Raw genomic sequence first — 14,397 nt, forward strand, 5'->3', positions numbered from 1 at the left:
GTAAGTGTCCGTGAAAACGGGGGTGAACCCATCTCCGACATCAACGCGCATACCTACACCTACCTGCTCAACGGCGCGGCGCCCGCGGGCAACTGGACCGGCCTGTTCCAGCCGGGCGAGAAGGTGCTGCTGCGCTTCATCAACGCCTCGGCGATGACCTACTTCGACATCCGGATCCCGGGGCTGAAAATGACCGTGGTCGCCGCCGACGGCCAGTACGTGCATCCGGTCAGCGTCGACGAATTCCGCATCGCCGTGGCCGAGACCTTCGACGTGCTGGTGGAGCCCGCCGGCGCCGACGCGTTCGCGATCTTCGCGCAGGACATGGGGCGCACCGGCTACGCCCGCGGCACCCTCGCCGTCCGCCACGGCCTGCACCCGCCGGTCCCGCCGCTGGACCCGCGCCCGCTGCTGACCATGGACGACATGGGCCACGGCGGCATGGACCACGCGAGCATGGACCACGGTGGCGGCGCGATGAAGGGCATGGAAGGCGGTTGCGGCGCCGACATGGGCCACGCGATGCCGGCGATGGACCACGGCGGCAGCGCGATGCAGCAGCACCCCGCCAGCGAGACCGGCAACCCGCTGGTCGACATGCAGACGATGACGCCGGTGCCGCGGCTGGACGACCCGGGCATCGGCCTGCGCGACAACGGCCGCAAGGTGCTGGCCTACGCAGATATTCACAGCACGTTCGAGGACCCTGACGGCCGCGAGCCCTCGCGCACGGTCGAACTGCACCTGACCGGCCACATGGAGAAGTTCGCGTGGTCGTTCGACGGCATCAAGTTCAACGACGCCGAGCCGCTGCGGCTCAACTACGGTGAGCGCATGCGCATCGTGCTGGTCAATGACACGATGATGACCCACCCGATCCATCTGCACGGCATGTGGAGCGACCTGGAGGACGAGTCCGGCGAGTTCCTCGTGCGCAAGCACACCGTCGACATGCCGCCCGGCACGAAGCGCAGCTACCGCGTGCGCGCCGACGCGCTCGGCCGCTGGGCGTACCACTGCCACCTGCTCTACCACATGGAGGCGGGGATGATGCGCGAAGTGCGGGTGGTCGAATGAACCGCCACGCCCTCCCCCGCCTGGCGCTGGCCGTCGCGCTGGTCGCCTGCTTCGGCGGCCCGGCGGCGCTGGCGCAGGACGATCCGCACGATTTGCATCAGGGCCACGGCCAGCACGCGCCGGCGCTGCCGACGGCCACGGACGAAGCCGATGTGGACCATTCGCAGCACCGGCCCGCGGCAGCGGACGACTCCGGCACGGACCACGCCGCGATGGGGCACTCCATGGACCACGCGGGAATGGACCATTCGACAATGGATCACTCGGGAATGGACGCCACCGCCGCGCCCACGCAGCCACGCGTGCCGATCCCGCCGCTCACCGATGCCGACCGTGCCGCCGCGTTCCCGGAGCTGCACCACACGATGCATCACGGCGACGGCGTTCATGGCTTCCTGCTGGTCGACCGGCTGGAGGCCTGGGATGGCGACCACGGCACCGGCCAGGGCTGGGAGCTGCAGGGCTGGCTCGGCGGCGACATCAACCGCGCCTGGCTGCGCAGCGAGGGCGAGCGCGAAGGCGGTGAAACCCACGCGGCCGATATCGAGTTGCTGTACGGGCGCGCGGTCTCGGCGTGGTGGGACGTGGTCGCAGGCGTGCGCCACGACTTCGCCCCGGGGGATTCCCGCAGCTGGGCCGCGGTGGGCGTGCAGGGGCTGGCGCCGTACATGTTCGAGACGCAGGCGACCGCCTACTTCGGCGAATCCGGGCGGGTCGAGGCGGTGATCGAGGTCGAGTACGAGCTGCTATTGACCAACCGGCTGATCCTGCAGCCGGCGGTCGAGGCCACCTTTACCGGCCGTGACGACGCCGACCGGGGCGTCGCCTCGGGACTGTCGTCGAGCGAGGCCGGTTTGCGGCTACGCTACGAGTTCACCCGCAGGTTCGCGCCGTACGTCGGTCTTGTGCACGAACGCAGCCACGGCGGCACCGCCGACCTGCGGCGCGATGCCGGCGAGCCGGTCCACGACACCCGCTGGGTCGTCGGCCTGCGAACCTGGTTCTGAGCGCAAGTTCCTGGCAGACACGCCGGATCGACACGATCCCGACACACGCAGCATCCGAGAGAGACAGCCCATGAAGACCCTGCCCGCCCTGTTCGCCACCTTCGTGCTTGCCGCCGCGCTGCCCGCCTGCGCCGGCGGCGACCCGGCGTCCCCGGCCACCGCTTCGGCCCAGTCCCACCAGGGCCACGCCGCGCAGTCCCCTGCCCCGGCGACGCTGCCGCAACTGCTGGTCCACAAGAGCCCGAGCTGCGGCTGCTGCGTGCACTGGGTCGAGCACATGCGCGAGGCCGGGTTCACTGTGGAAGTGCGCGACGTCGACAACGTGCAGGCGGTGAAGGACCGCGTCGGCGTGCCGACCGGCAAGGCCTCCTGCCACACGGCCGAGGTCGGCGGCTACTTCATCGAGGGCCACGTGCCGGCCGCCGACGTGAAGCGCCTGCTGGCCGAGGCGCCCGAGGCCCGCGGCCTGACGGTTCCCGGCATGCCGGCCGGTTCGCCGGGCATGGAGCTGCCCGACGGCCGCGTCCAGCCCTACGCGGTGGAACTCGTTGCCAACGACGGCAGCACCACCGAGTTCTCGCGCCACGGCGAGTAAGCGTTGGCGGTACGGTCAGGCACGCGGTCGCGGTTGCGCGACAATGGCGGCCTGACCCTGCGGAACATCCCATGTCGATCCGATCCAAGGCCAAGCGCGACGCCCGCCGCAAGCAGCAGTCGCGTGCCCCGCAACGCATCGTGGTGGCGCCGCGCCCCGGCGTGGAGGCCCACGCCGACCTGCGCGACGAGGCCGGCGAGTTGCTGGGCGGCATCGCCCGGCGCGAGGGCGAGTGGGTGCTCGGGCTGGACGGCCGGATCGTCGGCGGCTCGGAAAGCCCCGCGACGCTGCTGGCGATGCTCCGCCGCGCGGCGACCATGCAGCGCGAGGCCGGGCGCGAGGTCCGGCTCAAATTCTCCGACGCGCTGCGCACCGCGGCCGATGAGGAGGCGCGCGCGCAGGGCCTGAGCTTCGAGGAGTTCGAGGCCCAGCTGGACCACCGCCTGCGCACCGGTGACGCGGACGCCACGCCCCTCGCCCACTGACCGGCCTCAGGCGACCTGGCTGGACACTCCGTCGTTGGCCGCGCCGCCGGCACCGGTACCGGTATCGATGCGATCGGCCGGGCACAGCCGCCGCACGTAGTCGGCATCGAAGGTGAGCCGCTCGACCAGGAAGTCGACGAATGCCCGCACCTTCGGCGACGGCACGCGCCCGCGCGGAAACAGCGCCGTCAGCGCAAGGTCCGGGCCGACCCAACCCGGCAGCACGTGGCGGACCTGGTCGCGCTCGACATGCGCCTTGATGGTGATGTCGCAGGCCAGCATCAGCCCCTCGCCCGACAGCAGCGCGCCCTTGAGTCCGCTGAAGTCATTGGCGACGAGCACCGGGTGGATCCGGTAGTCGCACAGCGGCCGCACACCGCAGGGCTGGCAGATCGCCGACGACTCCGCCAGCGGCCAGGCGAAGCCGTCGTTGCGACGCCCCAGCGGCAGGCTCACGGTGCGGTGGCGCTGCAGGTCGTCGGGGTGGCGCGGCTCGCCGTGGCGGGTGATGTAGTCGTGGCTGGCGTAGACCTGGGTACGGAACACCGCCAGCCGCCGCGCGACCAGGCTGGAATCCGGCAGGTCGCCGATGCGCAGCGCCAGGTCGAACTCGGTGTCGATCAGGCCCGGCTCGTCGGTGCCCAGGGTCATTTCGACCCGGACCCCGGGGTGGCGCGCGTGGAACTCGCCCAGCAGCGGCGCGACCCACGTGATGCCGACGTCGTACGGCGCTGCGAACCGCAGCCAGCCACGCGGGCCGTCCTGCAGCTGGCCGATGGCGTGCTCGGCCTCCTCCAGCCCGCGGCAGATCCGGCGGGCATGCGCGAGGTAGACGTGGCCGGCGTCGGTCAGCCCGAGCGAGCGCGTGGTCCGGTGCAGCAGCTGCGCGCCGAGCCGGGACTCCAGCTCCTGCACCTTGCGGCTGACCGTGGTCCGCGGCATCGACAACGCCCGCGCGGCCGCGATGAAGCTGCCCCGCTCGGCGACGGTGGCGAACACCAGGGTCTCGTTGAGGTCGCGTCCCATCGGTCGGGCCGCCGTCAGGCGGCGGCCTCCTCCTCCTCGTCTTCCGGCCGGCGCAGGGCCAGGCTCGACAACGCCGCGGTGGTGGCCACGCGCGAGCGCTCCTCCACCTTGTTCTCCCGATGGTGGATACCGGGGCAGCGGCTCAGCATGTAGGCGGCGTCGAAATTGAGCCGGTCGACCAGGAAGTCGACGAACGCGCGCACCTTCGGCGACTGCATCCGCCCGCCCGGGAACACCGCGTTGAACTCCATGTCCGGGCCGGTCCAGCCGGCCAGCACCCGCCGTACCAGGCCCTGCTCGACATAGGGTTTGACGGTCAGGTCGCTGGCCAGCATCACGCCCTCGCCGCACAGCAGCGCCCCCTTCAGCGCGGCCGGGTCGTTGGCGACCAGCACCGGATCCACCCGGTACTCGATGCTCTGCCGGCCGTCGTTCAGCGGCCAGGCGTAGCCGCCGTTGCGACGGAACTTCTGGAACGTCAACGCCCGGTGGTGCTGCAGGTCGTCCGGGTGGGCCGGCTCCCCGTGCGCCTCCAGGTAGCAGGAGGACGCGTACACCTGGCTGCGGAACACCGCCAGCCGCCGCGCGATCAGGTTCGAATCCGGCAGGCTGCCGAGCCGCAGCGCCACGTCGATTTCGGTGTCGATCAGGTCCAGCGACTCGTTGGCGAGCACCATCTCCACCCGCACCTCGGGGTGCAGTTTGTGGAACTCGCCCAGCAGCGGGGCAATCCAGGTGATGCCGACCGAGTACGGCGCGGTGAATCGCAGCCAGCCGCGCGGGCCGCCCTGCAGCTGGCCGACCGCGGTTTCGGCCTCGTCCAGTTCATGGGCGATGCGCTTGCAGTGCTCGAAGTAGATGTTGCCGGCCTCGGTCAGGCCGAGCTTGCGGGTGGTGCGGTGGAGCAACTGCGCGCCCAGCCGGGTTTCAAGGTCCTGCACCTTGCGGCTGACGGTGGTCTTGGGCAATCGAAGCGAGCGGGCTGCGGCGATGAAGCTGCCGTGCTCGACCACCTTCACGAAGATCAGGGTGTCGTTGAGGTCGCGGGCCATCGTGAGCTCCTTGCATGCGGGCCTGTATTGGACCGCGAGGGGGACAATTATTCCCCGATCCACCGGCTAATCAAGCGACACCGGGACGCCTAGGCTGCACGCCTGCCCTTCCCCGATGACCTCCGAGGCCACGCCGGTGTCCCGCCCGATCCCGTCCCGCTCCTCCCTCGCGCCGCTGTCCCGGACGGCGGCCAAGGGCATGCACGGCCCTGTGTCCGCAAGGCCACGCGCCAACGGCGGCGCGGGCTGGCGTGTGGATGGGCGCCGGTCCCCATCTTCGCGTTCGCACATCGCCCGACGTGCCGGCGGCGCCTGCCAGCCGGTGGCGCACCCGGGCCCGGGCATCGGGCCCGGCCGCGATGACATCCCGCCGGCGGGATCAAAAATCCCGGCAACGGGACAATCCATCTGTCGATTTAGGCCTTCGTCACTCGCCGAGAGAGGACGAACCCGTCTTTGGCCCGGACAGCAGGCCCCGCGCGAGACGTGCACTCCCCTCGCACCCCGTTGCGCGCTGCCGGGCTCTTTTCTTCCCGCTTCCAGTCTTTCCACTTCCAGGACCCGAACGTCATGACCTCCCCCAAGGCCCCCTTCCCCACACCGCCCCGTCCCGCGGGCATCGTCCCCGAACTCGCCCTCGCGCTGGCCGCGCTGCTGGTGGTCGGCCTGTCCGGCTGCGGCACCCAGGCCGCGCCCGGCGGCGGCATGCCACCGCCGCAGGTCAGCGTCGCCACCGTTGTCGAGAAACCCGTCAAGCAGTGGGACGAATTCAGCGGCCGCATCGAGGCCGTCACCTCGGTCGATCTACGGCCGCGCGTCAGTGGCTACGTCGAGCGGATCGCCTACGAGGAAGGCCAGGAGGTCGGGAAAGGCGACCTGCTGTTCGTGATCGACCCGCGCCCCTACCGCGCCGCGCTCGCGCAGGCCGAGGCCAACCTTGAACGCGCCCGCAGCGAGGCCCGCCTCGCCGATGCCCAGCACGAGCGCGCGCAGTCGCTGATCAAGGCGCAGGCGATCTCGCGCGAGGAGGCCGAGGCACGCCGGGCCGCCGCCGCGCAGGGCAACGCCGCGGTCCGGGCCGCCGAGGCCGCCGTAGCCACCGCGCGGCTGGACCTGCAGTTCACCCGCGTCACCTCGCCGATCGACGGCCGCGCCGGCCGCGCGCTCGTCACCACCGGCAACCTCGCCCGGGCGGATGCCACCGTGCTGACCAGCGTGGTCTCGCTCGACCCGGTCCACGTCCACTTCGAAGGCGACGAGCAGACGTTCCTGCGCTACCGGGCGCTGGCCCGCAGCGGCGACCGTGCCGACTCGGGCAATCCGGTGCGGGTCGGCCTGGCCGGCGAGACCGGCTTCCCGCACAATGGCACGGTCGATTTCGTCGACAACCAGGTCGATCCGGCCACCGGCACGATCCGCCTGCGCGCGGAGCTGCCCAACCCGGATCGCGTGTTCACGCCCGGTCTGTTCGCGCGGGTGCAACTGCTGGCCCGCAACGAGCACGAGGCGCTGCTGATCGACGACCGCGCGGTGATGACCGACCAGGACCGCAAGTACGTCTACGTGCTCGGCGAGGGCAACAAGGCGGTGCGCAAGGACGTCCAGCTGGGCGACACCGCCGACGGCCTGCGCGTCGTCACCGCCGGGCTGACCGCGAAGGACAAGGTGATCGTCCACGGCGTGCAGAAGGTGTTCTTCCCCGGCATGCCGGTGGACCCGCAGACCATCGCGATGGGCGCGCCGTCCGCCGCCGCCGTCGCAACCGCCGCCGGCGCCAGGTAAGGCCGCCGGACGCAGGCAACCCGAACAGGAACCCAGATGGATTTCTCCAAGTTCTTCATCGACCGGCCGATCTTCGCCGCGGTGCTGTCGATCGTGATCTTCGCCGCCGGCCTGATCTCGATCCCGCTGCTGCCGATCGGCGAGTACCCCGAAGTCGTGCCGCCATCGGTGATGGTCCGCACGGTGTACCCCGGCGCCAACCCCAAGGTCATCGCCGAAACCGTCGCCACGCCACTGGAGGAATCCATCCGCGGCGTCGAAGGCCTGATGTACATGAAATCGGTCGCCAGCTCCGACGGTTCGCTGCAGACCACGGTGACCTTCAGCCCCGGGATCGACGCCGACGAGGCCACCGTGCGCGTGCAGAACCGCGTCAGCCAGGCGCTCGCGCGGCTGCCCGAGGACGTACGCCGGCAAGGCGTGACCACCCAGAAGCAGTCGCCGGTGTTCCTGATGGTGGTGCACCTGACCTCGCCCAGCGGCAAGTACGACACGCTGTACCTGCGCAACTACCTCCGCCTGCACGTGAAGGACCGGCTGGCGAGCATCCCGGGCGTCGGAAACGCGCAGGCGTTCGGCGGTGGCGACTACGCGATGCGGCTGTGGCTGGACCCTGACAAGGTCGCGTCGCGCGGGCTGACGGCGGGCGACGTCGTGCGCGCCGTGCGCGAGCAGAACATCCAGGTCTCCGCCGGCCAGCTGGGCGCCGAACCGATGCCCAACGGCAGCGACTTCCTGACCCTGATCAACGCACGCGGCCGGCTGGCCAGCGCCGAGGAGTTCGGCGACGTGGTGATCAAGACCGGCGCCGACGGCACGGTGGTGCGGCTGTCCGACGTGGCCCGGATCGAGCTGGCCGCCGGCGACTACAGCATGCGCTCGCGCCTGGACGGCGAAAACGCCGCCGCGATCGGCATCTTCCAGGCCCCCGGCGCCAACGCGCTGGAGATCCGCGACGAAGTCATCCGCCGCATGGACGAGGCGGCCGAGAGCTTCCCGCCGGGCGTCGAGTACAAGTCGATCTACGACACCACCGTGTTCGTGCGCGATTCGATCAAGTCGGTGGTGACCACTCTGCTGGAGGCCACCCTGCTGGTGGTGCTGGTGGTGATCCTGTTCCTGCAGACCTGGCGCGCGTCGATCATTCCGCTGATCGCGGTGCCGGTGTCGATCGTCGGCACCTTCGCGGCGCTGTACCTGCTCGGCTTCTCGATCAACACGCTGACCCTGTTCGGCCTGGTGCTGGCGATCGGCATCGTGGTGGACGACGCGATCGTGGTGGTCGAGAACGTAGAGCGCCACATCGAAGCCGGCGCGTCCCCGCTGCACGCCGCGCACCTGGCGATGCGGGAGGTCTCCGGGCCGATCATCGCGATCGCGCTGGTGCTGTGCGCGGTGTTCGTGCCGATGGCGTTCCTGTCCGGCGTGACCGGCGAGTTCTACAAGCAGTTCGCGGTGACCATCGCGATCTCGACCGTGATCTCGGCGATCAACTCGTTGACCCTGTCGCCTGCACTGGCCGCTCGCCTGCTGAAGCCGCACGGCGCCGCCAAGGACGCGCCGACGCGCCTGATCGACCGCCTGTTCGGCTGGATCTTCAAGCCCTTCAACCGGTTCTTCGCCGACAGCTCCGACCGCTACGAGCGCGGCGTGGCGAAGGCGCTGGGCCGTCGCGGCGCGGTGTTCGTGGTCTATGCCGTGCTGCTGCTGGGCACGGGGCTGATGTTCCAGATCGTGCCGAAGGGCTTCATGCCGGTGCAGGACAAGGGCTACATCATCGCCGGCATCAAGATGCCCGAGGGCTCGTCGATCGAGCGCACCGACGCGGCGCTGAAGAAGATCGGCGAGGCCGCGATGGGGATCGAGGGCGTGCAGCACGACGTCGCCTTCCCCGGCTTCAACCCGCTGCAGTTCATCAACACGCCCAACTACGGCGTCACCTTCATCGGCCTCGATCCGTTCGACCAGCGCAGCCGCACGGCGAAGGAGATCACCGACGAACTCAACATGAAGATCTCCGGCATCCAGGAGGGCTTCGCGTTCGCGATGATGCCTCCGCCGATCCAGGGGCTGGGCAACGGCTCGGGCTACTCGTTCTTCATTGAGGACCGCGGCAACCTCGGCTATGGCGAACTGCAGAGCGCGGTGCAGGCGATGCAGGCCGCGGGCTCGCAGGTGCCGGGGCTGGGCTTCCTCAACAGCAGCTACCAGGCCAACGTGCCGCAGCTCGACGTCGAGGTCGACCGGGTCAAGGCCAAGGCGCAGGGCGTTCCGCTGACCGAGCTGTTCGACACCCTGCAGACCTACCTGGGCTCGGCCTACGTCAATGACTTCAACATGTTCGGCCGCACCTGGCAGGTCATCGCTCAGGCCGAGGCACCGTACCGCGACAGCGTCAGCGACATCGGCAACCTGCGCACCCGCAACGCCGACGGCGAGATGGTTCCGGTCGGCAGCATGGTGACGGTCAACGAGACCTTCGGCCCCGACCCGGTGATCCGCTACAACGGCCACACCGCGGCCGACATCATGGGCGAGGCCGATCCGCGGCTGCTGTCGTCCGCACAGGCGATGGAGCAACTGGAGCAGCTCGCGCAGAAGGTGCTGCCGCAGGGCATGGAGATCGAGTGGACCGACCTGAGCTACCAGCAGGCCACCCAGGGCAACGCGGCACTGGTGGTGTTCCCGCTCGCGGTGCTGCTGGTGTTCCTGGTGCTGGCGGCGCTGTACGAAAGCTGGACCCTGCCGCTGGCGGTCATCCTGATCGTGCCCATCGTGATGCTGTCGGCGCTGCTCGGCGTCTGGCTGACCGGCGACAACAACGTGTTCGTGCAGGTCGGGCTGGTCGTGCTGATGGGCCTGGCGTGCAAGAACGCGATCCTGATCGTCGAGTTCGCCCGCGAGCTGGAAATGCAGGGCAAGGGCATCGTGGAGGCCGCGCTGGAAGCCTGCCGCCTGCGCCTGCGCCCGATCGTGATGACCTCGATCGCCTTCATCGCCGGCACCGTGCCACTGGTGCTGTCCAGCGGTGCCGGCGCGGAGGTGCGCTCGGTCACCGGTATCACCGTCTTCGCCGGAATGCTCGGCGTCACCCTGTTCGGGCTGTTCCTGACCCCGGTGTTCTACGTCGCCCTGCGCAAGCTGGTGTCGCGACGGGCCGGCGCCCAGGCACACCGCGAACTGCAGGAGATAACCCATGCGTGACCTGAACCCCGCAGCGGCGACACGTGGCCTGGCCGCCTCGCTGCTGGCCCTGTCGCTGGCCGCCTGCATGGTCGGGCCGGACCACGTCCGCCCGTCCCTGCCGGCATCCGGCGAATTCACCCACGAACCGGCCGCCGACCCGCTTGCCGTCGCCCCGCAGCCCGCGCCCGACGCGGACTTCTGGAACGCATTCGACGACCCGCTGCTGACCCGCCTGGTCGACGAGGCGCTGCTGGCGAACCACGACCTGCGCATCGCGCTGACCCGCTACGACCGCGCCAACGCGCTGTTGCGCGGCGCCCGGTTCGATGCGTTCCCGACGCTGACCGCAAGCGGCCAGGCCAGCGACACCCGCGCCAGCGCCGACCAGATGCCCGGCGCCACCCGCGACCAGCGCGACGGCGAGAGCTACTCCGCCGGCATCGACATGGCGTGGGAGCTGGATCTCTTCGGCCGCGTGCGTCGCAACGTCGAGGCCAACCGCGCCGGGACCGCCGCGGCCGCCGCGGACCTCGCGGCGCTGCAGGTCGCGATCGTCGCCGAGGTCGCGCGCAGCTACATCGACCTGCGCGGCCTGCAGGAGCGCCTGCAGGTGGCGCGCGACAACGCCGACAACCAGCGCGAGACGCTGCGCATCGTGCAGGCCCGCCTCGATGCCGGCAGCGCCACCGGTTTCGACCGCGCCCGTGCCAGCGCCCAGCTCGAGGCCACCCTCGCACGGGTGCCGGCGCTTGAAGCCGAGGCCGCGGTGATGATGAACCGGCTCGCGGTCCTGGCCGGCAAGACGCCGGGCGCGCTGGCGGTCGACCTCGCAACGCCCACCGGCCTGCCCACCCTGCCCGCACCGGTCGATCCCGGCACGCCGGGCGAACTGCTGCGCCGCCGTCCCGACATCGCCGCCGCCGAGCACCGCCTGCACGCGGCGACCGCGCGCATCGGCGTCGCCACCGCCGACCTGTTCCCGCGCTTCACGCTCGGCGGGCTGATCGGGAGCCAGGCGATCGACGCCGGCGATCTGTTCGAGCGCGACAGCGAGGCCCGCGTCGTCGCGCTCGGCATCGACTGGTCGTTCCTCGATATCGGCCGCGTCCGCGCCCGCATCGCCGCCGCCGATGCCGACGCCGCCGGCGAACTCGCGCGCTACCAGAAGACCGTCGCGCTGGCGCTGGAGGAAACCGAGAACGCACTCGTCCGCCACGCCCGCACCCGCGCCGAGGACCGGCACCTGCAACAGGCCGCCGCCGACAGCACCCGTGCCGCCGAACTCGCCCGCCTGCGCTACGACGCCGGTGCCACCGGCCTGCTGGAAGTGCTCGACGCCGAGCGCACCCGCCTGCAGGCGCAGGACGCGCTGGCCGACGTGCGCACGCGGGCGGCCAACAGCGCGGTCGCCGTGTACAAGGCGATGGCCGGCGGATGGCCCGGACGGCTGCCGGTCCGCGAGGACATCGCCGGGGTCGACTGAGCGCTTTGCACGCTCCGCAAACATGTGCGGGGCGAAGGTCGCAGGGTCGATCCCGGAGGGACAGCCCATGCATGCCGCAAAGTCACCCCGCGCCCCGTGGCTCACCGGCGCGGTGTTCGCCCTGATCGGCCTGGCCCTCTCGGCCGGGGGAATCCGGCTGGTGCTGCTCGGTGGGTCGTGGTTCTACCTGGTTGCCGGCGTCGGCTTCGTCGTCGTCGCGCTGCTGCTGTGGATGCGGCGCGCGGCCGCCATACCGGCCTACGCGCTGGTGCTCCTGGGCACGCTGGCGTGGTCGCTGTGGGAGGCGGGGCTGGACTGGTGGCCGCTGGCGACGCGGCTCGGGCTGCCGTTCCTGCTCGGGCTGTGGTTGCTGCTGCCATGGGTGCGGCGCTCGCTGCGTCCGGTCGGCTCCGACCTGCCTCCGCCCGGTGGCGTCGCGCGGGCGCGCGCGGGCAAGCCGTGGCTGCTGGCGGGCGTGGTGGTTGCCGTGTTGCTGGTATCGGTCGCGTCGTGGATGGCCGATCCGCATCGCATCGAGGGCGAGGCGCCGGCCGCGCGTGCCGGCATCGCTGCAACTCCGGCGGAAGTACCACCCGGCGAGTGGCCGGTCTACGGTCGCACCCCCCACGGGCAGCGTTATTCGCCGCTGGACCAGATCACGCCGCGGAACGTCGACGAGCTCGATGTCGCCTGGACCTATCGCACCGGCGACGTCCCCGGCCAGCCCGGCGACCCGGTCGAGACGACCTTCGAGGTCACCCCGCTCAAGATCGGCAACCGTCTCTACCTGTGCACGCCGCACCAGTTCGTCATCGCACTGGACGCGACCACCGGCGAGGAGATCTGGCGGCTGGACCCGGAGATCCAGGGGGAACTGGCGCTGCAGCATCTGACCTGTCGCGGTCTGTCGTACCACCCCGGGCCGGTTGCCACGGACGACCCACAGGCTTCCGCGGCGACAAGCAAAGACCCCCCGGACGCGCCTGTCGCCACGCGGAGCGTTCCCGCCATTGATGCGAACGGCGGGACCGGCGATGAAGCCGCGGTACCGGTAGTTCGTAGCGACGCCGCGGCCGAAACCGGGGCCCCCACCGGCTCGCCAAACCCCACCGGCGCACCCGTCGCCACCGCGTCGCTGCCGGTCGCCGAGCGCTGCAGCGCGCAACTGTTCATGCCGACGTCCGACGGCCGCCTGCTCGCGATCAACCCCGACAACGGCCGAGTCTGTCCGGAGTTCGGCAACGGCCGCGGCCAGATCAACCTGTGGCAGCACATGCCCAACATCAACCCCGGGTCGTACTACTCGACCTCGCCGGTGGTGGTGACGCGGGGCCTGATTGTCGTCGGCGGCACCGTGCTCGACAACGTCACCGTCCACGACGCGTCCGGCGTGGTCCGCGCGTTCGACGTCGACACCGGCGAGCTGGTGTGGGCCTGGGATTCCGGCAATCCAGGCGACACCACGCCGCCCGCACCCGGCGAGACCTACACCGAAAACTCGCCCAACAGCTGGTCGATCTCCAGCGTCGACGAGGACCTCGGCCTGGTCTACGTGCCACTGGGCAACCAGCCGCCGGACCAGTGGGGCGGCAAGCGCAGCGACGCGGTCGAGCGTTTCTCCAGCAGCGTGGTCGCGCTGGACCTCGCCACCGGGCAGGTGCGCTGGGTGTTCCAGACCGTCCACCACGACCTGTGGGACTACGACGTGCCGGCGCAGCCGGGCCTGGTCGACCTGACCATCGACGGCCGCACCGTACCCGCGCTGGTGCAACCGACCAAGCAGGGCGAGATCTACGTGCTCGACCGCCGCACCGGCGAGCCGCTGCTGCCGGTCCGCGAGGTCCCCGCACCGCAGGGCGCCGCCGCCGGCGACCACACGGCGCCTACCCAGCCGGTCTCGGCGCTGTCGTTCAATCCGCCGCCGCTGACCGGCGCCGACATGTGGGGCGCAACCCTGGTCGACCAGCTGGTCTGCCGGATCAGGCTGAAGCAGTTGCGCTACGAAGGCCGCTACACCCCACCGACGACCGGCGGCTCGCTGGTCTACCCCGGCAACTTCGGCGTCTTCAACTGGGGCGGCGTCGCGGTGGACCCTCAACGGCAGATCGTGTTCGCGATGCCGACCTACCTCGCCTTCACCTCCAGGCTCATCCCGCGCGAGAACGACGAGAAGCTGTACGTGAGCGAAGGCAGCGTGCCGCCGCACAGCCCGCTGCCCAGCCTCAACGAGAACTTCGGCGCGCCGTTCGCGGTGGAGATGGCGCCGTTCCTGTCGCCGCTCGGCATTCCCTGCCAGGCCCCGCCGTGGGGCTACGTCGCCGCGGCCGACCTGACCACCGGCGAGATCATCTGGCGGCACCGCAACGGCACCGTGCGCGACCTCACCCCGCTGCCCCTGCCCTTCAGGATGGGCGTGCCCGGCATCGGCGGGCCGATCATGACTGCCGGTGGCGTCGCGTTCCTCTCGGGCACGGTCGACAATTACGTGCGCGGCTATGACGTGACCACCGGCGAGCAGGTCTGGGAGGAGCGCCTGCCCGCGGGTGGCCAGGCAACGCCGATGACCTACCTCGGCGCCGACGGCCGCCAATACCTACTGGTGGTCGCCGGCGGACACGGCTCGCTCGGCACCGACACCGGCGACCATGTCATCGCCTATGCGCTGGATGCGGATGACGTCGACGAAAGCGAGTGAACAAAAAGG

General features: G+C 70.7%; 10 protein-coding genes. 8 read left to right on the forward strand and 2 right to left on the reverse strand.

The window, feature by feature from the left end; genetic code table 11:
* The 4 genes from N799_RS00005 to N799_RS00020 all read left to right on the forward strand — a co-directional run.
* Window positions 1-1,077 (forward strand): copper resistance system multicopper oxidase (locus N799_RS00005; protein ID WP_036206078.1); only part of this gene is annotated, 1,077 nt, incomplete at its 5' end.
* Window positions 1,074-2,084, forward strand: coding sequence for a copper resistance protein B (locus tag N799_RS00010; protein WP_036206081.1), 1,011 nt, complete (start codon window positions 1,074-1,076; stop codon window positions 2,082-2,084). The genes N799_RS00005 and N799_RS00010, both read left to right, overlap by 4 nt.
* Window positions 2,085-2,154: 70 nt before the next feature.
* Window positions 2,155-2,679: a DUF411 domain-containing protein gene (locus N799_RS00015; protein ID WP_203224994.1), complete on the forward strand. Its 525-nt coding sequence runs from the start codon at window positions 2,155-2,157 to the stop codon at window positions 2,677-2,679.
* Window positions 2,680-2,750: 71 nt separating this feature from the next.
* On the forward strand, window positions 2,751-3,164 hold the full coding sequence (locus N799_RS00020; RefSeq protein WP_036206084.1) for a hypothetical protein: 414 nt from the start codon (window positions 2,751-2,753) through the stop codon (window positions 3,162-3,164).
* A 6-nt stretch (window positions 3,165-3,170) separates the two neighbouring features.
* Here N799_RS00020 and N799_RS00025 read toward each other — a convergent pair whose 3' ends face one another.
* A complete protein-coding gene (locus N799_RS00025) occupies window positions 3,171-4,190 on the reverse strand; it encodes a LysR family transcriptional regulator (RefSeq protein ID WP_052100802.1) in 1,020 nt (339 codons plus the stop codon).
* A gap of 14 nt (window positions 4,191-4,204) precedes the next feature.
* Window positions 4,205-5,242 (reverse strand): LysR family transcriptional regulator, encoded by a 1,038-nt coding sequence (locus N799_RS00030; protein WP_081974600.1) that lies wholly within the window; start codon window positions 5,240-5,242, stop codon window positions 4,205-4,207.
* Between the two features lie 570 nt (window positions 5,243-5,812).
* Here N799_RS00030 and N799_RS00035 point away from each other — a divergent pair.
* From N799_RS00035 to N799_RS00050, 4 genes are all read left to right on the forward strand, one after another.
* Window positions 5,813-7,024 (forward strand): efflux RND transporter periplasmic adaptor subunit, encoded by a 1,212-nt coding sequence (locus tag N799_RS00035; protein ID WP_036206085.1) that lies wholly within the window; start codon window positions 5,813-5,815, stop codon window positions 7,022-7,024.
* A 36-nt stretch (window positions 7,025-7,060) separates the two neighbouring features.
* On the forward strand, window positions 7,061-10,228 hold the full coding sequence (locus tag N799_RS00040; RefSeq protein WP_036206088.1) for an efflux RND transporter permease subunit: 3,168 nt from the start codon (window positions 7,061-7,063) through the stop codon (window positions 10,226-10,228).
* The gene (locus tag N799_RS00045) at window positions 10,221-11,693 is read left to right on the forward strand and encodes an efflux transporter outer membrane subunit (RefSeq protein WP_036206092.1); all 1,473 of its coding nucleotides are present in this window, start codon (window positions 10,221-10,223) and stop codon (window positions 11,691-11,693) included. Before N799_RS00040 ends, N799_RS00045 begins: the two co-directional genes overlap by 8 nt.
* Before the next feature lie 67 nt (window positions 11,694-11,760).
* Window positions 11,761-14,388 (forward strand): membrane-bound PQQ-dependent dehydrogenase, glucose/quinate/shikimate family, encoded by a 2,628-nt coding sequence (locus N799_RS00050; protein WP_036206095.1) that lies wholly within the window; start codon window positions 11,761-11,763, stop codon window positions 14,386-14,388.
* The last annotated feature ends 9 nt before the right edge of the window (window positions 14,389-14,397 follow it).

The organism is Lysobacter arseniciresistens ZS79 (assembly GCF_000768335.1).
Lineage (GTDB): Bacteria > Pseudomonadota > Gammaproteobacteria > Xanthomonadales > Xanthomonadaceae > Novilysobacter > Novilysobacter arseniciresistens.